The organism is Bacillus cereus group sp. Bc010, assembly GCF_027716745.1.
Taxonomy (GTDB): domain Bacteria; phylum Bacillota; class Bacilli; order Bacillales; family Bacillaceae_G; genus Bacillus_A; species Bacillus_A pacificus.
In genome coordinates this window covers 151,355-171,819 of the sequence record NZ_JAQFUY010000001.1, presented here as the reverse complement: position 1 = coordinate 171,819, position 20,465 = coordinate 151,355, and the positions used below count along the sequence as shown (strand labels likewise).

The following is a 20,465-nucleotide window of genomic DNA, read 5'->3' as shown; positions in this document are numbered from 1 at the left end:
TCTATTAAGTTAAAGACTTCGTATCTTACTCTAGTTTTAAAGTAATTTAGCCATACAACCTATAGTTGCATGGCTAAATTATATATTTCTTTTTTATCTGTCTTATTGTAGACCGAAATTACGAGAAAGATCTTCGTCATGTCTTGCAACAGCTTCTGCAGTTTTATTAAGCTGCATATTAATTTCTTGTAATAGCTGTGCGAAGTTTTGTACTTTTGGCTTTAATTGATTGAACTGTTGATCAAAGCCTTCGAAAGCACGACCTTCCCATTCTCCTCTTAATTCATTTTGTAAGTTTTGTAATTGACGTAAAATGTCCTCAATTTGATTTGCACTTTGTCCATATCGAGTCGCTTTCGATTTAAGCTCCTCTGGTGACATGCGAATTTGTCCTGCCATTATTAAATCCCCCTTAAAATTTAAAAATAGTAAAATTAACCAATAATCAATTCTACAAATTGATTATATCAATAATTTAAAAATTTCTAAACAAAAAAATGATTTTTTTCCAAATTTTCTCTTTTATTATAATAACATTATATTATATAATTCTAATTTGTAATTTTTGAGGCATACTCTATAAAGCGACTATAAATTTAAAGAAAATCTTTTATTTTATATATCTTTAAGAACTTATCCATTTTTAATTTCAACAATAAATTGTTTACTAAATCATGATTTTCCCATCTCCACTGACTGTTCTTTCTCACCAATCAAATTTTTAAACAAATTGTGCTATTCCAGCTTCAAAAGCTTCCTTGTCATTATTAATCACCCCAAATAACGCTTCCTGAAGCGCAAATGTACTTTTATAAAAATATATTCTTTCCTTTACTTCTTCCAAATTGGGATAATAAGCTGAAAAGAATTGTAAAAATCCCTCTCCATAGCCAGCTAATATCCCAGCAAAATCATAAGCAGGATCTCCAATACTTGCACCACCAAAATCTATGACTCCAGAAATATCCTGTTTTGTTGCACTATATAAAATATTTGTCATACCAAAATCCCCATGAATAAGACTGGGTGTAAAATTAAAATGACTCTCTTCATTTAAATACGTTTCAAAAGATAATGAAACTTCTTTTTTTGCCTCTTCTCTCATGTGTGGATAAACATAATCTTTCAATTGACTATATAAACTATTTATTTCTGAATACGTATCAGCACTATCATATTGCATAATACCTTCAAATGTAGATAAAGGAATTTCGTGCAACTCTTTTAAAAATCCCGCCAATGTGCACGCAAGTTTCTGTAATTTTTTCTCTTCCTTTATTCCCTTAAAGATATTTTTCCAAAATGGGTCTCCTTCAATCATTTCATATCCTGCAAATACTTTCCCTGGTACTTCATCTTGAAACCCTTGATAACTCGGGTTGGGAATTTGAAGCGTAATGAAGGGTCTTATTTTCTCTAGCAACTGCGTTTCTATTCGCAGTTGCTGAATACCTTTTTCATATTTCGGGAAACGGAATACTATATTTTTATTTACAATTAATACATCATTATTTTGGCCTATTTCATTTATATAAGCGGATCTTATTTTTAATTCAGGATATACTCTTTGTAAATACGAAATATACTCATTTTCTTTTCTCATTCTTTCCCTCCTCCCACTCACAATATTTTTCTCACTTCAAAGTCATAATTACCTGTCTTTCAACAAAACCAAACTCTTCGTACATCTCTTTCGCAAAATTTCCAGCAAATACATTCAAACGAATTTCTGAATAATTCTTTTGTAATTCCTTAATACCAGCCTCCATTAACTTTCTTGACAACCCTTTCCCGCGGTACTCTGGAAAAACATACAATTCATATATAAAACCTAGTTTTTCATGAGAAAAATAGTCCGTATTTTCTCCTATTAATATCCATCCCATTACATTGTTTTCTTCTTTAACGACTAAATAATATGCTCCCTTTTCTACAATCGGCCTTGTAATTTCAATTGCTTTCTCTGTACTTAACTGACAATTTCCCCTCGTGCCTTCAAAAAGCGATTGAGCTGCATATTGTATTATTTCGTTCGTGTCTTCTCGGTTTGCCTTTTCTATCATTTTTCACAACTCTCCTCTTTAATAGGCATTAATATTGCTTGTTCAAGTTCCTCCGACTCAACCACAATTGCCATCAATCCCTTTTCCGTACTCGTTTCATGAAATTCGCCCTTCTCCCAAAACACAGCTTGTCCCGCTTCCACCTTCACTTTTTCTTTATCTGCCCCACATACATATCCTTCGCCGTCCACAATAAGAAGCAGTTGCGATACAACTGCTTCATGATATCCAATTATTCCATTCTCTTTTAAATGCATAGCACCGATATGTATATTCCCTTGATGATTTACTATTTTCGACATTATGAAATTAGATTGAAATGCTGTGATTTGCTTTCCTACTTTTTCACTAAAATCAAAAATCTTCACTTCTAGTCCTCCTTATATGTATAAAACCATCCTTACTGTCTGCATCATATGTCCTTCAAAATCTTCTTCAAATTCCTCTAATTGCGCAAAACCTTTCGCTTCATAAAAACGTTTTCCTTTTTCATTCGCTGCTTCTACATGAATGTATAGTTTCCGAATTCCTTTTAATACCGTTAACCCTTTTTGTAATAAAGCACTTCCTATCCCTTTCCCTTGTTGATCTGGTAACAAATAAATCGCGCCTAATTCTGCTTCGTTTTGCAGTCTAACAGGTGAAAAATTTGCAAAGCCAATTACTTCTCCCTCCTCTTCTGCAACGAATAAATGTGTATTCTCAAGACGATATTTCATTTTTTCGTCAGAATAAACCTCGTCTAAAAAACTGTCTTGAATCTCTCTCGGAATAATGCCTTCGTATGTATCATGCCAAGCTATTTTCGCTACTGATTGTACAGCATGAATATCTTCTTGCTTCATTTCTCTAATTACATATGTCATCTCGATGTCTCCATTCTCTTTAAATTATATTCTGCTAATATACGAGAAGAAATGGCAGAACCATTTTCATAATCCACCTTTATTAATTTTAATTTCTCAATTGAAGCTGTTGCATGATCAAATTTTTCATAAATATATTCCACATATCCCTTCACCTCTTTGTTACACATAGTGCTTCCCATTCTTCACGAATCATCCCCATTCGAATAGAATCATAGTACGTTCCGTTATAATAACGACATTTGCGCATTCTACCTTCTAAAGTCATTCCTATTTTCTCCGCTACTTTCATCATTCGTTCATTACCAGACCAAGTCGTGAGCCCTACTCTACCAATCTCCATCTTTTCAAATAGTAAATCCCGATATAACGTTAACGCTTCTGTACCGTAGCCGCCATTCCAGTAAGCCGGATTATAAATGACAATTCCCATCTCCAACCAACGCGTCGGTTTATACTCCCAATAAAATCCGACCGTCCCTATAACTTGACCGTTATTTTCTATAATTAAATTGGATAGAGGTTCTTCTTTTAAACGAGTTTGCATCTTCTCCTTATAGGATGAGTATTCTTGCATTGAAAACGGAAAATACGGTGCATCCCATTTTTTCCATTCTGGATTTTCTTCTTTAAACACGAGATTCCATAATGTTTTTATATCTGATTCTTCAATTGTACGAATTGTTACTCTATCCCCTTTTACGATTACGCTTTTCATAATTTCCTCCTACGTTCCTCTTTATTTCATATATAATTATAATATTTTTCTGAAAAATCAAAACAAATATCGTTTATTATACTGTATAATTTTGTTATAAGATACCAATTATTCATGTAGAAAGCTGGTGATTCAATGAATAATCGATTTAGTATCACTTTGTTTCTCACTATTATTACGACAAATATTATTCTCTATTTCTTCTTACCATTACGTATTGTTACGAAATGGGACTTCAATGGAACACCTACGTCAATGATGGATAAAAGTACTTTTGTGATCGTAAATATAATTATATGTTCCTTCTTATTCTTTTTATTTTTATTTTTAGCTTTATCTAAAGCAGCGAGTAACGAGAAATTTCTCCATTGGATCGGCAACACAATGTTACTATTCTTATTTTTTGTTGATATTGTCATTGCCCTTATCGCCCTTGGCTTTTCACTTCCTCTTGATTATTTCATATTTTTAGCATTAGGGCTTTTATTTATATTAATAGGTTATTTCAGTTCCAAAATTGATACGACTAAATCAACCGTTTCATTGGAATGGAATGATAAGCACCTTGAAAAAAGAGCTTCAAATATTTGTAGTATTTCAATGATGATAGCAGGTATTTTCCTAGCGGGGCTTCCATTTATCGTCTCTGCTCCATATAGAGGTTATGCTATACTAGCAATTATTTTAGGAATGACGCTTGTCATTTTACCGAGTACGATTTATTTACTTATTAAAGATAGCAAGCAATCTACTTCTTAAAAAAATAGGAGGTTACATCCCTCCTATTTCAGCTAAATATTTTCTTTTTCGTCTTTTCTATCTCAACTAAAATTCCTTTCTCTATCCAGCCTTCTACTCCATCTTTTTTAATTAAATCATATCCTGAGCAGCTACCATCAATGAGAGAAACAATATCCCCTTTTTTTACGCTTATTTGCGCACAAGATATATCCGTTTTCACTGTGTATTCACCTGAATCAAGTTGCCTAATGTATTCATCTTTCACAGAAAGTAATGTATTCGTTTCCTTTTGCCTACATATTGTGTAATCTTGCTTCTTCTCAATAGGCTCTATGTAATAATGTGGATAGGTAACCCCGCCCTGCATTGTTGCATCGGCATGAAAATCTGCTATTACTTCATACTCTGGAAAATAATCAACATATGTATAAGAAAACTTATCACTTGCGCTTGTCCTCTGAATAATAAATGCATTTAATTGTCCTGCCTCTTTAATCGCATTTCCGCCGTCAATTGCTATAATCTTTTTCTCCTTATCAATAACTGGATTGTTAGACGGTGCCTTCTCTGAGTAGTTTACAACAGGCCAATGACCAACAACTACATACTTATTTGCTTTATGTGATTGATTGAAAAACTCCGGCATTGCTGTTGCATTTTTTCGTTCTGTTTCTTTCCAATCCTCTCTATCTTCAAGGCCAGCATGTACAAAGATATAATCTTCCGTTTCAATCGCTGTTGGTAATTCTGTTAGCCACTTTATTTCTTTTGAGAAATGACCCATCAATATGTTTTCACTTCACAAATATCACTTTCTTCATGAACGGTAACATTCAATTGTGCTAGCCATTCATTGAAAATTGTATTTTTTCGCGTACACAAATAATTTATTAAAGCAGGATTTTCATTTACAAGCGCTTCAACTATAATTTCACAATTCCCTTCAACAACATGAACATTTGAATTGTTCTTTACAATATTCATGACATAGTTTACGACGCCAATGCTATCTCTTCCTTTCTCACAAAGATCACCATTAATAATTAAATAATCCTCATCGTTAAAATTAACTTTATATAATAGTTCCTTAAAAAGATCTAATTCTCCATGAATATCAGAAATAATGATAACTCTTACATCATTTGGTATAGATAATTTCTTTATTTTTTCCAAGTTTAAACGCTCCTAACATTCTCTAAATTCAAGATTCCATTTTTAATTTCTAATATTCGACAAATTATATTGCTAGACCTGTTCCTAGCTCAAATCTGAAAAAGAAAATAGGTTCCATATATTTGTACATATGGAACCTACTTAATATTATAACGCTTTATAAAAAGAATAGCTTACCTTATTAAAGCCCTCTCTTTCATAAAAACGATGTGCATCAATTCTTGGAAACGCAGATGTAAGAACGATAGAACTGCATCCTTTTTCTTCCCCCCATTTTTCTACATATGACAGCAGAACCTTACCATACCCTTTTGATCTGTGAGCTTCCGCAGTTACAAGGTCATACACAAAAACATGTTTCTCATTATAAAAATTCGTACAAATCGCTACACCAGCTAGACTAACAACTTCATTCTCTTCGTTACGTAGCGAAAATAGTTTGTAATTTTCTTCTTTCATTTTTTGAAATAAAGAACTTGCCTCTTCTCTTGAAATTTTCGTTCTTAATTGTTGTAATACGGGAAATACATCGTGTAAATCCGCTTCTGTTACTACTGCTTTAACATTCATTATGATTCGCCCCTTACTATTTATAAAATTTTCTAAATGTTATATCATCATTATAGAAAGCAACTGCCCTTAGTTTAAGTGACAGTTTTATTCTTTTTTATAAGGCCAGTATTAAAAGGAGCGTCTACAAATGGATCTGACTATCCCATTAGTGTTACAAAGTAAAACACCTATTTATTTACAAATTTACGAATATATGAAACGAGAAATCTCTCATGGATCACTACGTGCTGGTACACGCCTTCCTTCTCACAGAAATTTAGCTATACAACTTAATGTAAGCCGTATTACAGTTGAATCCGCTTATCAACAATTACTAGCTGAAGGTTACGTAGAAAGCAAACCGAAACGCGGAATTTTTGTTGCGGAAGTTGATATTGATGTCATTCAAAAGAAACAGCAAATTGCATCAAACAGTGCTAACAATAAAGAAAAAGAACAATATGATTATGATTGTAGTCAAGGACTTATTGATCAAAAAGCTTTTCCGATAACAAACTGGAAAAGAGCATTACACGAAACTTTATTTCAGTATGAAGATGAATTATTTGCTAAAGAAGATCCACAAGGTGAGCTCGTTCTACGAGAACATATTTCAAAATATTTATATCATGCTCGCAGGGTACATTCTTCACCTGATCAAATTATTATTGGAGCAGGTACGCAGCCTCTTCTTTGGCTACTACTTCAACTACTTGGTTCAAAAAAAGAATACGGAATCGAAAACCCTGGATTTCACCGTATACCTGCTATGATTCAAAGTTCTGGACTTCCTGTTCACCCTATCCCTTTAGATGATAAAGGAATTCATATTTCTGCTTTACGTGAATCGGGTTCCAATGTGGCATATGTCACTCCATCTCACCAATTTCCACTCGGAATCATTATGCCGTTATCTAGAAGACTCGAGTTATTAAAATGGGCGAATGATTGTAAAGGGTATATTGTTGAAGATGATTATGATGGAGAATTTCGCTATATTGGAAAACCTATTCCTTCTTTACAAGGACTAGATTCAAATGAACGTGTTATTTATATGGGAACTTTTTCGAAATCTTTTTTACCTTCTTTACGAATGGGATATATCGTTTTACCACCTCATCTGCTAAAAACCTATAAAGAACTTGGTGGTATGTATAAACAAACAGTTTCTACAATGCAACAACTTACCTTTGCTACCTTTATTCAAAGTGGGGATTGGGAACGTCATATTAACCGAAGTCGTACGTTATATAAAAGAAAGCATATTTCTTTAATTAAATCTATTACAAACGAAATGGGGAATAACGTGCATATACTCGGTGAACAATCTGGACTTCATATTGTACTTCACGTTCATAATAGTATGAACGAACAAGAACTTATTCATGCAGCTGCAAAACAACGTATTAAGTTATACCCTCTCTCGACATACGATTCTGTTCATAATGTGAGGGATGAGTCATATGTATTACTTGGTTTTGGTAGTATTCCAGAGAATCGTATCGAAACCGTTGTCCAATTATTGAAAGAGGCCTGGTTCCCCAAATAAGAATAGCTCCACGTAAGTATAACTTACGTGGAGCTATTTCATTCACTATTTTTCTGATCTCGCTGCCCTTCCCGGACGTTTGACACCAGTTGTTTCTGTTGAATAAGACGCTTCAATTATAGCAGTTGGATCTACAGAGAGAACGAGATCTTTCATTTTCGGATAAATGAAACGGTTTGTAATACAGTAGATGATTCTCTTATGTTCTCCTAAAAAACCACCTTCTCCATGTAGATATGTAACGGATAATTGCAGTTCTTTCATAAGTAGATCGCCTATTTCTTTATTTTTACCAGAAATAATCATAACGCTCTTTCCTTGATTAATACCATCTAATATGAAATCAATCATCTTCGTAACAATATAGAAAATTGCTAATGAGAACATCGCTTGTTCAATTGAAAACAAAATGGCAACAAAGATGAAAATAACTGCATTTACAGCAAGTAAAAATGTACTAATTGGCACTTTAAAATGTTTATTCATCCAAACAGCTAACATTTCTGATCCATCAATTGCTCCGCCCATTTTTACTACAATCCCTACACCAACACCAAATAGAACTCCTCCATAAAGAACAATTAACAATTCAGAAGTTGTAATTGCTGGAAATGGTTTTAAATAAATCAATCCGAGTGTTGTCACAACGTTTGCATAGGACGTACGGATAAAGAACTTCTTTCCCATTACTTTTGCAGTAAATAATAAAATCGGGATATTAATTCCTAAGAACACCCCATAAAGCGGTAACCCAGCAACTTTATTCGCCATAATAGCAATAGCCGTTACCCCGCCATCTACTAATCCGTTAGGTGCTAAAATAAGCTCCAATGAACCCGCTACAATAATCGAGCCAATTGTTAATAATATGTATTCAAATACTTTCTTCATTCATTACCCCCAAAACTTATATATTTTCTTAGTATTATTTTAACGTAATTTCAATGCTAATTCAAAGATATCAGTTTATATACACAAAAGTTTCACCTTTACAATGATTTTTTATGTAATTTATTTATAGAAACACACTTACATATTACAGTAAGTGTGCTCCAAACATTTATTTAAGTTTTGAGTATGAATTCATTTTCATTTTTAATATTTCATCAACTGCCCTATTATAACCACCAGCATTTCGAAGTGACTCTCCAACTTTACGACTTTTTTCCTTAAACGTTACATCATCCATCACTTTCTTTACAGACTCACGTAACATTTCAGAAGTTAATTCTTTGCGATTAAGCCTTATTCCAGCCCCTACTTCATTTACTCGTTTCGCAACTAAAGGCTGATCTCCTGTTACCGGAATTACAACTAACGGGACACCGTAATATAGTGCTTCACTCGAACTATTCATACCGCCGTGTGTTACGAATACATCAGCATACTGTAATAGTTCTAATTGCGGCACATAATTATACAACTTAAAGTTATTCGGAATGTTTTCAAATTGACTTATATTTATCTTCTTACCAACAACTAATACGACTGTCGCTTCTACATCTTTAAACGCTTCAAAACATTTTTCATATAACTCAGGTTGTTCATTAAAAACTGTTCCCATAGAAATGAAAATCAATTTTTCATCTTTTAAATCTTCCATAGGAAAGCTACCTACTTCTTTTCGAGTAGCAATTGATGGGCCAACAAACTTATACGATTCATCGAATACATCTGAACGCGGCTGATATTCCTTTGAAGTATACACAATTGTAATATCACCAGGATGGTTCATAATATCATACATACTATTACATTTCATTCCATACTGTTTGTTCCATTTTTCCATTCCCGCTAAACACGATTGATACAATGGATTCGTTTCATCTACTTCTCTTGATTCATGTTCATCGTTAAAAGTAATGTACTGATTAAAAGCAAACGTTGTACAAGAAGAAACACTAGGTAACTTTAAAACATTGGCTATAATACGTCCTACTGGAAAGTGATTATCATATATCAAATAATCGTACTTTTCCCCTTTTGTTTCTTCTACAATTTGAGTAACAATACGTTCTGATGCTTCCATCATATGAGACAGCATCGTCAAAGGACTCCCACCTTCATTTACTCGTTCCATAATATTAATTTGAGAGAGGAAATTCTCAAACACTCGGAATTGTGCACCCGTTGCTTCAATCTTCTTTCTATAATCTTCAATACAATACGAAACAACTGTCTCCCCTCGCCGAATTAACTCACTTACAATAGCTAAAGTCGGATTTATATGACCTTCTCCAGGGAAATTTATTACGAGTACGTTTGCCATCATATTCTCTCCTATCTAATATTATTAATAATTAATTATATTAATCAATTTAAAACTATTATAAAGGAATCTATTCTATTTCTTCACATTTTTCTCTTCATTTTATTATTGAGAAATATTTTTCATACCCTACTTTATACCCCTATTGAAAGTGTGCTTAGCTCTTCATTTACTGAAAAATATGAGATTTATATTTTGTATTTTTACAGATTTATCATCAAAAATTATTTTGACAATTCATACAAAAGTAGAAAAATATAATTTTCACACTGATTTCTCACCGTAAATTTATTTAAGTTCTATGTTGTCCCTATCATTATCCACTTCGTACACATTCTGTTATATAATGAATTTATCGAATTTACAGAAAAGGAGCACCTTCATGCTACAACAACTCTTCGCTTCACCTATTTTATCTGTTCAAACTTTACATCCAAGTTATGAAGACCATGCAAGCGATGTGTTTCTCGTCCAAACAAAAGATGAAGAAGTCATCGTTCGTTCCTCAAAAATGACTGAAGAACCAAACAATGATTTTTGGTGGGGATGCAAAAACCTTTTTGGAATCGATCCAAGGAACGTACATCATTTAGAATATATACACGAATTATTGAAAAAGCATACTAACTTGCCCATCCCCACTATTTTGCAAAAACATATTTTAAATGGCCGAAAGTATGTTAGTGTCGAAAAACTAACAGGAAGTACGCTGCAATCCTTTGTCGGACAATCTGATTCAATTTTATTCAGCCTTGGAAAAGGACTAGCAGAAATTCATTCGTTTCAAGCAGAGTTTATAGGAAATCCATCAGGTACTTTCCAAGTTCCACTAGAAGAATTTAAGTCTCACATATTAAAAGTCAGTAAAGAACTTGTAAATAGGTTTTATTCCGATAATACGAGCATCCGTAACGCATTTCCTACTTTTGAACAACAACTTTCTTCCTTACCGGTACCAAAGGAAGCAACGCTCGTTTTAATTGATATGGACCCTACTCAGTTTTTATCAGATGGCGCAACTATTACAGGTTTAGTAGATACAGAAGCTTACGCAGTTGCTCCCCGAGAACTTGATTTTATCAGCTTAGAATATGTATTTACAGAAAAGGAAGCTCATGCTTTTAAACAAGGTTACGAAACCATTATGCCTATTCCTAATCTTGTAGAATGTAGACATCCCTATCGATATTTGTACCGGTTATTATCTATTCAGGGCAGTGTGGAGTTAGAGAAGTGGCTAAGTCATCCATCCTATTTTTAAATACGAAGGTGAGGGGTTATGAAATGGAAATTCAGAAAAAGTGTTCTTTAACAGAATGTGAAATACAACAAATGAAAGATTTAGCTCATATTTGCGGGCAACACGATCAAATTGATTACTCGTCAGATTTACATGTAAACTCTTTAACTGCTCGTAATAAAGAAGAGATACATGACTTTTTACTCTATGACGATACTCAATTAGTCGGTGCATTAAGTATGTATGACTTTGAAAGACCTACCAAACTTGAGTTAATAGGCTTTGTTCATCCGAACTATAGGAAACAATATATAGGTACTACTCTTTTACAAACCGCAATGAAAGAAATACGATTAAGAGAGGCAGACGAAGCTCTTCTTATTATGAATGGGGAGTCTGCTTCTGGGAAAGCATTTGCAATACATATGAAGCTGCCTTATTTATATAGTGAATATAGTATGGAGTTCAAAGCAAATGAAGCGCAAAAAAGAACGAAGAATGCTATACAACTTACTCTTGCATCTTCAAAATCACTGCTTGATCTGATTGAAATTTCTAGTAAAGCGTTTGGAGATTCAGTAGAAAACACCGCTACATGGTTACAAAAGATGATGGATTCATCTTCCCATCAAGTTTACAGTGCTCTTATCGATGAAAAAGTGATAGGAACAATTACAGTTTCTAAAGAAGACCAATCTACTACACTATCAGGATTCGCCGTTCACCCTTTCTATCAAGGTAAAGGATACGGAAAAAGTATTCTTATGTCCATGGTACATGCCCTTATTACAAAAGGAGCTTCAACAATTAAATTAGACGTCGAAACGAAAAATAACCATGCTTTAAAATTGTATACACAATGTGGTTTTGAAATGAAAACGAAGTATGATTATTATAATGTAATGAATTTCGAGGTGAATGCATGTGTCTAAAAAACTAATTTATTCTGATTATGATATTTTCGCATCCATTTATAATAAACATTGGGGGCATTATGCTGAACACTCCTATCTACTTTTGGAAAAACTCATTTTACAATATGCACCACCACATTCTCATATTTTAGATCTTTGCTGCGGGACTGGTCACCTTACTAAGAAATTAATTGAGAATCATTTTGTAGTAACTGGTATAGATGGTTCTGCTCAAATGATTGAATACGCACGTCAAAACGCTCCAGACGCAGCCTTTATCGTCGATGATGCTCGCTATTTCAATATAAATGAGCAATTTCAATATGTTATCTCTACTGGCGATAGCTTAAACCATATTTTGAAATTAGATGAATTAAAAAGTGTTTTTCATAATGTCTACTCCGTATTGCATAGCGAAGGTACATTCGTATTTGATATGAATATGGAAAAAGGATTTCTTGAAAATTGGAGTGCTTCATTTCATATTTCAGCGGATGAATATGTTTGTACGATTGATTCTACATATGATAATGAAAATAAAAAAGCAGTCATGAACTTTATACTATTTCAACATGATATAGATAATAATTGGACAAGAAGTGACTTTTCTTTTGAAGAAGCTTGTTATTCCAATGAAGAAATAATTTCTTCGCTAGAATCCGTAGGTTTTAAGGACATTCAATCACACGGTACAAACAGAGCATTTTTCATTTGTCAAAAATAAAAAAAACTGAATCATAACGATTCAGTTTTTTCTTAGTATATTTACAATAGCAGTCGTTTCATTATTTTCTTTATATACACGTGGAATTCTTCTGTCTAACATACATGTAACTTCATAGTTAATTGTACCTAACATATCCGCTATTTCTTCTACTGCAATATTTTCTTCGCCTTGTTTACCGTAGAATACTACTTCGTCTCCCACTTGTACTGGCATTGCTTTTGAAACGTCTAACATGAGCTGATCCATACAAACACGACCAATAACAGGTACTCGAACCCCATTTATTAATGCATGCCCTTTATTAGATAACTGACGGTTATAGCCATCCGCATAACCAATCGGTATAGTGGCAATCCATTCTTCACCAGTCGTTACATACGTATTCCCATAACTTACACCGCGATTTTTCTTTGCATGCTTAATATGAGCTACTTTTGATTTTAACGACAACGCAGGCTGCAGAGAAACAACTGAATGATCTACCTCTTTTGAAGGATACATTCCATAAATTCCGATCCCGACACGAACCATATTTTGAAATGTATTGCTAAGTTCCATTGATCCTGCACTATTTGAACTATGAATATATGGAATATGAATTCTTAATTCTTTTGCTGTATTGACAGCTTTTTCAAATAAACTTGTTTGCATATTCGTATATGATTTATCGATTTCATCTGCCGTAGAGTAATGTGTAAACATTCCTACTACCTCTACATACTCCATACGTTTTAATTCCTCTAAAAATGGTTTAACCTCTTCTTCCTGTAAACCAATGCGACTCATTCCTGTATCAATTTTCACCTGAATTTGCGCCTTCTTTTGTAGACGGTTTGCGATTTCATTTATACCTTGTAAATCTTCACTTCTATAAACAGTCATCATAGCGTCATATTGAATTGCTTCTTCCGCAGATGCTACTGACGTATAGCCTAAAATTAAAATCGGCACGTTAATTCCTGCTTCTCTTAACTCTATCGCTTCATCTACAAATGCAACTGCAAGCTGATTTATTCCTGCTTCAATAGCAGCTTTTGCAACTTCAACTGCCCCATGACCATACCCATTCGCTTTTACAGCAGCCATCATTGCAATATTTTCATCATTCACTCGTTTTTTAAATTCTTTTACATTATGTTTTACTGCATTTAAGTCAACTTCAACAATTGTATCTCTTCCATATTTCAAACTCATTGGTCTAACTCCTAACTCAATAATTGCATTCCATTCTATTTCACGTTTCATATGACCTTTTACAATATAATACTTTTCAATATGCTAGTCAAACTACTAGAATTTTCGGAATTTTGAGTATGATATAATACCCTCAAGAAACTATTATATACGTAGAAGAGGAGAATTACAATGTTTGTACAATCTGCATTACACCAACTACAAGTTGCTGTTGATACTTCTATTCAAATGCTTAACCGATATAAAGAAGACGAATTAAAAATACAACCCATTCACTCGAAGCGATCATTATTTGAAATGTGTGCACATCTTTCTCTTATTTGCCATGCTGATTTACTCATTTTAAATGGTAGTACGGAAAAAGAGTTACGTACCTTTTATTTAGAACATACACCAGAAACAATTGCGTACATGCAACAAATAATGCTTGAAGGATACAACCTTCTCTCTAAAACATTTCTTTCCTATTCCCATGAAGAATTAGCGGCAGTTATGACTGCCTATTGGGGTGTTTCTTATTCTCGGTTTGAATGGTTACTTGAAATTGTTGCACACTTTTATCATCATCGTGGACAAATACATATTTTATTATGCGAGCACATTAAAGATCCTAACGTACCTTTATTTCAATAAAGGTACGTTAGACGACATAATGCTTTTCTAAGGCAAATAAAATACCACCTTCACTCGCCTTCTTTGTAACGAAATCAGCTCTTGTTTTTAACTCTTCTCCGCCATTCCCCATCGCAATACCTAATCCTACATACTCTAACATCTCAATATCATTGCTACCGTCACCAAAAGCAATGGCTTCTGATTTGCAAATGTTTAGGTGCTCTAATACCTTTTGAATTGCAGTTACCTTCGATACTTTATTATCTTCCAACACATTCATAACATAACCGTGAAAACGTTCAAACGTAAGTGCTGGATATCTTTCAAGAAATTTTTGAGCTTCTATTTCATCTGCATACAGACATAAACAATAGATTTCTTCTGACAAATCCCTGCTTTTTTCTGGATACTTCTCTAAATTCAACGTCTCGCTAAGCGCTTGCATTACACGCTCATTATCCGAAGCTATTCCGTTCATTGCAAAATCCTCGGTAAAATAAGAAATACCGTGACCATGTAATTCTGCAAACTCTGAGATATCATGAACGATTTCACTTGAAAGTACTGATTTATGTAGAACCGTTTCCTCACACTTAATATGTGCACCATTTGCAGAAATAATTGTATGTATGCCCAGCTCTTTAAATTGCGAACATAAGCTATATGGTCTCCCTGTAGTAACAACTACGTGAATCCCTTTTTCTATTAATCTTTGTATTGCTTCTTTTGTGCTCTCATGCATACTTCTATCAATTTCGCTTAAAAGCGTACCGTCAACATCAAAAAATACTACTTTGTACATAGATCTTTACATCCCGTCCAAATGATTCGTATCATTAATGAAATGTACTGTTTTTTGTTCGCCATCCATTTCAATTAAGCTTATTCCCGTATCTCCCATTTTAAAATAATAGTCCATTGAAATGGGCATTTTGAAAAACGCACGTAATAGACTATTTATTACACCACCATGTGCAACAATTGCAATTCGGTCATATGTATTCTCTGTCACGATTTTAGAAAAGATGCCTTCTATTCTCATTCTAAATTCAATAAATGATTCCCCGTTTTCAAAACGATCATGAAGGAACTTTGGCTCTGGGTATTTCTTTGCTTCTTCAAAGGAAAGACCTGCTTGCACTCCATTATTAAACTCCATTAATTCCTCTTCTAATTGAATTGGGCATCCAATTCCTTCTGCTAACATTTCACCTGTTTCGCGAGCCCGTTTTAATGTACTTGCCCAAATGAAATCTGGCGGGAAATCTGCTTTCACTTTCTGTACAAGTCTTTGCACTTGCTGTCTTCCCTTTTCTGTTAATTCAAAATCAGCTCGTCCTTCATGTACGTTTAAGATATCAGCTTCTGATTCTCCGTGACGTATTAATAATATTTGCACTGGTTTCCCACTCCCCTATTTAATATCCACAAAATCCCATTATATCATATTTTAAATTTTCTTTAACAAAAATATATTACTTTGACAGTTTTTTAACCCATCTAGTAAACGTGTTAATCCACTTAACAATCCCAAGCACTCTAAACTTATTATTCTGTCAAAAATGACAAACAACAAATTCCTATCCATAATGACAAAGGACTAATATTTTTATCCTATCCAAAAATAAAAAGAGAAATGCCACACCCCATTTCTCTTTTCACTCCTATTATTCTTTTGGTGTATCTGAAGAAGGTAATCTCTTCGCCTGTTTTTCTTTAAAAATTTCACCAATCGCCCCAAGAGTACCAAGTGTTTCAATTGCATTAGATGGAATAAAGACTTTATTTGCTGGCCCTTTCGCAACTTCAGCTAATGATTCAAATGATTTGTAGGCAAGTATACGTTCATCTAAATTCGCCTCGCGAAGTAATTCAATTCGATTTTGTTCTGCTTTTGCAATTTCCTCAATCGCTCTTGCTTCCCCTTGCGCTTCTAATTCTTTTGCTTCTTTAATACCTTCCGCTTCTCGAATACGTGCTTCTTTATCCCCTTCAGCCATTAAGATTTTACTTTGCTTCTCCCCTTCAGCACGAAGGACTTTATCTTGTTTTGCAGCTTCAGCTTCTAATATGATCGCACGTTTATTACGCTCTGCTTTCATTTGTTTTTCCATTTTATGCGAACGTAAATAATTAGGAAAATAGTATGGAGGCTGTTATATCAACAATGATGTTCCATTTCCCTAATATCTCAATAATAATGTTAGGGAAATGGAACATCAAATTCTCGGCAACCGTACTTTCAACGGACACCATAATTTGTTTATTCATAAATTTTAAAATTAACCTATATTAAATTCTAACAATTGTTTACGAGTAATAAAGATATTTCTACATACAAATACCTCTGAAACATTTTATTTACACCCGTAGACTGCTAATCAAATTAGAGTTAATATCCTTATTCACATTAAACGTTTCAATAAAAAAACAAATCACTTATTCAAATTATTCTCGGACAAGTAATCTGTTTTTTTTATTTATATAATGTTTTCCAATATTACTGCTATTCTTGGTTGTGAATCTAAAGAATGTTTATTACCCAAGCAAATACTGATTGTGAATTATATACAGCATAAGATTCACAATATCGAACTTATCAATCTATTCTGAATCGCTCGAATCTTGAATATGATAGATTTCCAATTAAAAACTTTAAAATTGATTTCCTTCTATGATAAGCTGCATCCACTATAGCATTTTGACTTATTATTATTAAATCAATTAATTCATTTAAAAGCTTCACAAGAACCCTTAATTTTCGAGGTAAATGCTGAATTTGTTCATTATTATCAATACAGTTTTGATAATATTCTGCCAAGTTCATATCTGCATTTTCATTTCCATGTACATAAAGACATGATGTATTGTATTCATCTTGTATTACATCCAAATTAATAGTTTCTTGACTTGTGCTTACTAACCCCTTTGTCATTTCCATAAGACTAGTATATAGTATTAGTAGAATCAATATTATTAACAATGCGAAGTGCTTGTTCAATTATTGATCTTAAATTGAAATAGTAATACCTTGCTTCTCCCTTTTTTATAGAGCTAATTAAATAAATAATATCTGAAGTTAACGCTTGAAATCTAAAATCACCAGATTGCCTAATTAAATATTTTAGAAAAACAACCCTTTTTAAAACAAACCTTAAGTTATTCCTGTCTAGTTCTTCAAGCGTGTTAAATTCAAGCTCAATAAAATTATTTACTTCAGACTTTATATCTTTTAATTCCTTGATTGATAATTCAGCGGCCTGCATCTGTTATACCATCCATCCATTTGCTAAAATCGTTATTCGTAGCTTTAAATTCCTTATTTTGAATTGACAGTTCCAAATACTCGTTTACAAAATTAAATAAATTTTTCCTTATGATTTCATATTTCTTATCATCCATTTTATAAATATCCCTAGCAGTCCTAGCTAATATCATTGTTCTAGTCTTAATAATATATTCTTTATAACTAAGTCCGTAGATTTTTTTTAAAAAAGGGACTATATCTTCATTTTTTGTAAATATAGACGTATTGAGAATAAGTTCTGTAGTAATGCCTATTAACTTATACTTGGCAACGTTTTTTGATTTAAGCTCACTTCTATAATAATTTAGTTTATTACTCATACATTACAAGCTCCTTGTTGAATGTTATCCAAAATTTCTGTACAAATATCTCGTAAATCCTCTCTAGATTTCTTGTATCTTGTTGGAATTGGTCCTTGTTTACCAACTTGGATATCCTTCACATTACTAGTATAAGCTGTAAATATATTTATTTGTTGAACATCTTCTTTTGCTTCAAAGTTACTTTTCATTTCTTCTTGCTTTAAAGTTAACTCATCGTCAAGAATAGTATAAATTAGACCTAAACATTCTAGATTTATATCTTCTTCACCTGTTAAATTATTTATAGCCTTTTGAAGTGACGATATACCAATGATAGAATATCTATCAATTCGATTTGGAATTAAATAGTAGTCAGATGCAATTAGCGCACTATCAGTATAAATTGTTAGAGTAGGCGGACAATCAATAATAATTAGATCATAGACCTCTCTAAGCTTATTATCATTTATAAATCTTTTTAAGCGCTTTACATGTGTATAATCACTAGATTTATTCGCTAAAACTAAATTTAAATCTCCACAAACAATATGTAAATTCTCTGTTAATTCCACAATCATTTCATTAGGAGAAGGCGATTTATACTGTTGTGAAAATTGTACCCGCGGCTTAAATAACTTATTAATGGTCTTTTCTTCTGGTAAAATATCTTTAAAATAATCTCCCTCATAATAACTATCTAATAAAGCTTGTGTAGCATTAAATTGTGGGTCTGCATCTATTAATAAAATCTTTAGGTTTGATTCTTCTTCCGCTCTGTAATGGGCTAAAAAATCAGCAACACCTATACTTAAAGTTGTTTTACCTACTCCACCTTTCATATTAATAAAGGAGATTATTTTCCCATTTTTTTTTGGACTTTCAATTGGTAATTCTATTTGTTGATTCAATTTGATTCCTCCAATATTCCCATAAATTACACATTGATTATCTCATAAATGTATGGTTTTAAAAAGAAAATATTGCATCAATATATACTTTCATTCAAATTTTTAAAAATATCTTTAGAATGAGTAAATCAATAGATTAGGTTATACCCACAATAAAATTATTTATTTCCCTTTGTGTACCACAGGTAAATTATATCCCACTCAATTCTCTTGTTCGAAATAACTCTCTAATTCCTCCTAAAACCTCTATTTTCAACTCACTTTTAAGTACAAATACACATATACTAATTGGACTCGGCGTCCTGCATTTCGTTGGGATACCCCAAATATACTGTTATGGGTGCATCCTGCATTTTGTTAGGAAACTCTTTACTGGTAACGCATATACTATTACTGGGTGGAGGTCCTGCATTAACACTGGGACATTTTTTACTGGTAGCACTTACACTATGGTGGGTGCTATCTTCATTATTGGGAGGGACTTTTATGTATTTATTTGAAGAAGAGGATGAAGAACAAGACGAACTAGAAGAATTAAAAACCGTTACCATTGAAGAATATGTAAAAATACGAAGAGAACAAAGTAAACAACGAAAACAAGCATTTGAAGACAAACTAAAAGTCCTCAAAGAAAAAACAGCTAGATTAAAAAGAGAATTAGGCTACAAAGATTGAAATCAAAAAAACTCCGAATGAAACGATTCGAAGTTTTTTTGATTCTTTTTTATTTAACTTTTTTCACATTGTTGTTTTATTGGAACACTTATCGTACTATTCCACCATTGTATCTCAACTCATACACCTTTTCATCACCTATGAGAATGATTTCTTTACCGTGAAAACAATCAAGAGTTCCTTCATACTCATTCTTGAAAATATATGCACCTGACTCGTAGTAATTTGGACCACGATAGATAGAATTTGCATCAACTAACCTTAATGCTTGGCGAAGGAAGTTATAAATTGGACCCATGATATCCCAATCTGCGTTTGGAATGGTGACACCCCCTGAATAGACCATTGACCAAATTGGACGATTCTCAAACTCTACTGTTTCTTGTCCGATAAAAAAAGCCGAACCATAATAAATATCTCGATAAGAATAATTACCACTAGAGTATTCAAGTTGTTTTGAACCATTTAATAACGGCTCGACCGATGCATCATCTCTCTGGGATGCATATGTCCTTCTTTTGGCTTCTACTAGAAATTTGGCAAGAGATTCATGATTAATTGACATAATAATTCTCCATTCACAAAATTTTTCCCTTTGTTCTTATAGATTAATCATAACAAATATACAGAAATTATAAGACTATTTACGAAA

The 20,465-nt window shown here is 33.0% G+C and carries 24 protein-coding genes and 3 pseudogenes; 7 read left to right on the top strand and 20 right to left on the bottom strand.

What is annotated here, in order from left to right:
• Positions 1 to 102: 102 nt before the first annotated feature.
• The 7 genes and pseudogenes from PDQ68_RS00895 to PDQ68_RS00865 all read right to left on the bottom strand — a co-directional run bounded on the left by PDQ68_RS00895 (position 103) and on the right by PDQ68_RS00865 (position 3,647).
• Positions 103 to 399, bottom strand: a complete 297-nt coding sequence (locus tag PDQ68_RS00895) for a WXG100 family type VII secretion target (RefSeq protein ID WP_000918605.1) — start codon at positions 397 to 399, stop codon at positions 103 to 105.
• A 322-nt stretch (positions 400 to 721) separates the two neighbouring features.
• Complete coding sequence (locus tag PDQ68_RS00890; protein WP_061183074.1) at positions 722 to 1,603, bottom strand: phosphotransferase family protein; 882 nt, start codon at positions 1,601 to 1,603, stop codon at positions 722 to 724.
• A gap of 31 nt (positions 1,604 to 1,634) precedes the next feature.
• On the bottom strand, positions 1,635 to 2,063 hold the full coding sequence (locus PDQ68_RS00885; protein ID WP_016717306.1) for a GNAT family N-acetyltransferase: 429 nt from the start codon (positions 2,061 to 2,063) through the stop codon (positions 1,635 to 1,637).
• Complete coding sequence (locus tag PDQ68_RS00880) at positions 2,060 to 2,431, bottom strand: cupin domain-containing protein (RefSeq protein ID WP_016717305.1); 372 nt, start codon at positions 2,429 to 2,431, stop codon at positions 2,060 to 2,062. Before PDQ68_RS00880 ends, PDQ68_RS00885 begins: the two co-directional genes overlap by 4 nt.
• Positions 2,432 to 2,443: 12 nt before the next feature.
• Positions 2,444 to 2,929, bottom strand: a complete 486-nt coding sequence (locus tag PDQ68_RS00875; RefSeq protein WP_061183073.1) for a GNAT family N-acetyltransferase — start codon at positions 2,927 to 2,929, stop codon at positions 2,444 to 2,446.
• A pseudogene (locus tag PDQ68_RS00870) lies at positions 2,926 to 3,072 on the bottom strand (2'-5' RNA ligase family protein); the annotation flags it as partial. The gene PDQ68_RS00875 and the pseudogene PDQ68_RS00870, both read right to left, overlap by 4 nt.
• 8 nt (positions 3,073 to 3,080) lie before the next feature.
• The gene (locus PDQ68_RS00865; protein ID WP_016717303.1) at positions 3,081 to 3,647 is read right to left on the bottom strand and encodes a GNAT family N-acetyltransferase; all 567 of its coding nucleotides are present in this window, start codon (positions 3,645 to 3,647) and stop codon (positions 3,081 to 3,083) included.
• A 135-nt stretch (positions 3,648 to 3,782) separates the two neighbouring features.
• Between PDQ68_RS00865 and PDQ68_RS00860 the strand changes: the two genes are divergently transcribed.
• Positions 3,783 to 4,406, top strand: coding sequence for a DUF1648 domain-containing protein (locus PDQ68_RS00860; RefSeq protein WP_270786560.1), 624 nt, complete (start codon positions 3,783 to 3,785; stop codon positions 4,404 to 4,406).
• Positions 4,407 to 4,434: 28 nt separating this feature from the next.
• Here PDQ68_RS00860 and PDQ68_RS00855 read toward each other — a convergent pair.
• Both PDQ68_RS00855 and PDQ68_RS00850 read right to left on the bottom strand, forming a co-directional pair.
• Positions 4,435 to 5,561, bottom strand: a pseudogene (locus PDQ68_RS00855) (metallophosphoesterase).
• A gap of 147 nt (positions 5,562 to 5,708) precedes the next feature.
• A complete protein-coding gene (locus PDQ68_RS00850; RefSeq protein WP_016717300.1) occupies positions 5,709 to 6,131 on the bottom strand; it encodes a GNAT family N-acetyltransferase in 423 nt (140 codons plus the stop codon).
• Positions 6,132 to 6,261: 130 nt separating this feature from the next.
• Between PDQ68_RS00850 and pdxR the strand changes: the two genes are divergently transcribed.
• Complete coding sequence (gene pdxR, locus PDQ68_RS00845) at positions 6,262 to 7,662, top strand: MocR-like pyridoxine biosynthesis transcription factor PdxR (protein ID WP_270786559.1); 1,401 nt, start codon at positions 6,262 to 6,264, stop codon at positions 7,660 to 7,662.
• A 45-nt stretch (positions 7,663 to 7,707) separates the two neighbouring features.
• On the opposite strand, the gene PDQ68_RS00840 is transcribed toward pdxR, so the two are convergent.
• Together PDQ68_RS00840 and PDQ68_RS00835 are read right to left on the bottom strand one after the other, a co-directional pair.
• The gene (locus tag PDQ68_RS00840) at positions 7,708 to 8,553 is read right to left on the bottom strand and encodes a YitT family protein (RefSeq protein ID WP_000755119.1); all 846 of its coding nucleotides are present in this window, start codon (positions 8,551 to 8,553) and stop codon (positions 7,708 to 7,710) included.
• A gap of 169 nt (positions 8,554 to 8,722) precedes the next feature.
• Complete coding sequence (locus PDQ68_RS00835; RefSeq protein ID WP_016717298.1) at positions 8,723 to 9,931, bottom strand: macrolide family glycosyltransferase; 1,209 nt, start codon at positions 9,929 to 9,931, stop codon at positions 8,723 to 8,725.
• Between the two features lie 382 nt (positions 9,932 to 10,313).
• Here PDQ68_RS00835 and PDQ68_RS00830 point away from each other — a divergent pair, with 382 nt between their 5' ends.
• The 3 genes from PDQ68_RS00830 to PDQ68_RS00820 are packed head-to-tail and all read left to right on the top strand — an operon-like array spanning position 10,314 to position 12,809.
• Complete coding sequence (locus PDQ68_RS00830; protein WP_061183071.1) at positions 10,314 to 11,192, top strand: nitrate reductase; 879 nt, start codon at positions 10,314 to 10,316, stop codon at positions 11,190 to 11,192.
• A 23-nt stretch (positions 11,193 to 11,215) separates the two neighbouring features.
• Entirely contained in the window at positions 11,216 to 12,103 is an 888-nt protein-coding gene (locus PDQ68_RS00825) for a GNAT family N-acetyltransferase (protein ID WP_061183070.1), read from the top strand.
• A complete protein-coding gene (locus tag PDQ68_RS00820; protein ID WP_061183069.1) occupies positions 12,096 to 12,809 on the top strand; it encodes a class I SAM-dependent DNA methyltransferase in 714 nt (237 codons plus the stop codon). Before PDQ68_RS00825 ends, PDQ68_RS00820 begins: the two co-directional genes overlap by 8 nt.
• Positions 12,810 to 12,830: 21 nt before the next feature.
• Here PDQ68_RS00820 and alr read toward each other — a convergent pair whose 3' ends face one another.
• Positions 12,831 to 14,006 carry an alanine racemase gene (alr, locus tag PDQ68_RS00815; RefSeq protein WP_061183085.1) on the bottom strand — a complete coding sequence of 392 codons (1,176 nt, stop codon included), beginning with the start codon at positions 14,004 to 14,006 and terminating at the stop codon, positions 12,831 to 12,833.
• A gap of 171 nt (positions 14,007 to 14,177) precedes the next feature.
• Between alr and PDQ68_RS00810 the strand changes: the two genes are divergently transcribed.
• On the top strand, positions 14,178 to 14,639 hold the full coding sequence (locus PDQ68_RS00810) for a DinB family protein (protein ID WP_061183068.1): 462 nt from the start codon (positions 14,178 to 14,180) through the stop codon (positions 14,637 to 14,639).
• Between the two features lie 7 nt (positions 14,640 to 14,646).
• Here PDQ68_RS00810 and PDQ68_RS00805 read toward each other — a convergent pair whose 3' ends face one another.
• The 7 genes and pseudogenes from PDQ68_RS00805 to PDQ68_RS00775 form a co-directional block, all read right to left on the bottom strand.
• The gene (locus PDQ68_RS00805) at positions 14,647 to 15,423 is read right to left on the bottom strand and encodes a Cof-type HAD-IIB family hydrolase (RefSeq protein WP_061183067.1); all 777 of its coding nucleotides are present in this window, start codon (positions 15,421 to 15,423) and stop codon (positions 14,647 to 14,649) included.
• A gap of 6 nt (positions 15,424 to 15,429) precedes the next feature.
• Positions 15,430 to 16,020: a histidine phosphatase family protein gene (locus PDQ68_RS00800; RefSeq protein WP_001166461.1), complete on the bottom strand. Its 591-nt coding sequence runs from the start codon at positions 16,018 to 16,020 to the stop codon at positions 15,430 to 15,432.
• 268 nt (positions 16,021 to 16,288) lie between these two features.
• Positions 16,289 to 16,735, bottom strand: a pseudogene (locus PDQ68_RS00795) (SPFH domain-containing protein); the annotation flags it as partial.
• A gap of 485 nt (positions 16,736 to 17,220) precedes the next feature.
• Positions 17,221 to 17,514 carry a hypothetical protein gene (locus PDQ68_RS00790; RefSeq protein ID WP_061183066.1) on the bottom strand — a complete coding sequence of 98 codons (294 nt, stop codon included), beginning with the start codon at positions 17,512 to 17,514 and terminating at the stop codon, positions 17,221 to 17,223.
• 52 nt (positions 17,515 to 17,566) lie between these two features.
• On the bottom strand, positions 17,567 to 17,887 hold the full coding sequence (locus PDQ68_RS00785) for a hypothetical protein (protein ID WP_061183065.1): 321 nt from the start codon (positions 17,885 to 17,887) through the stop codon (positions 17,567 to 17,569).
• Complete coding sequence (locus PDQ68_RS00780) at positions 17,874 to 18,248, bottom strand: hypothetical protein (RefSeq protein WP_061183064.1); 375 nt, start codon at positions 18,246 to 18,248, stop codon at positions 17,874 to 17,876. The genes PDQ68_RS00785 and PDQ68_RS00780 overlap by 14 nt, the downstream gene beginning before the upstream one ends.
• Positions 18,245 to 19,138, bottom strand: coding sequence for a ParA family protein (locus tag PDQ68_RS00775; protein WP_201027246.1), 894 nt, complete (start codon positions 19,136 to 19,138; stop codon positions 18,245 to 18,247). Before PDQ68_RS00775 ends, PDQ68_RS00780 begins: the two co-directional genes overlap by 4 nt.
• A gap of 486 nt (positions 19,139 to 19,624) precedes the next feature.
• Here PDQ68_RS00775 and PDQ68_RS00770 point away from each other — a divergent pair, with 486 nt between their 5' ends.
• Positions 19,625 to 19,813 carry a hypothetical protein gene (locus PDQ68_RS00770; RefSeq protein ID WP_061183063.1) on the top strand — a complete coding sequence of 63 codons (189 nt, stop codon included), beginning with the start codon at positions 19,625 to 19,627 and terminating at the stop codon, positions 19,811 to 19,813.
• A gap of 88 nt (positions 19,814 to 19,901) precedes the next feature.
• Here the strand turns inward: PDQ68_RS00770 and PDQ68_RS00765 are convergent, their stop codons facing one another.
• Positions 19,902 to 20,378, bottom strand: a complete 477-nt coding sequence (locus PDQ68_RS00765) for a DUF5680 domain-containing protein (protein ID WP_061183062.1) — start codon at positions 20,376 to 20,378, stop codon at positions 19,902 to 19,904.
• Positions 20,379 to 20,465: the final 87 nt, after the last annotated feature.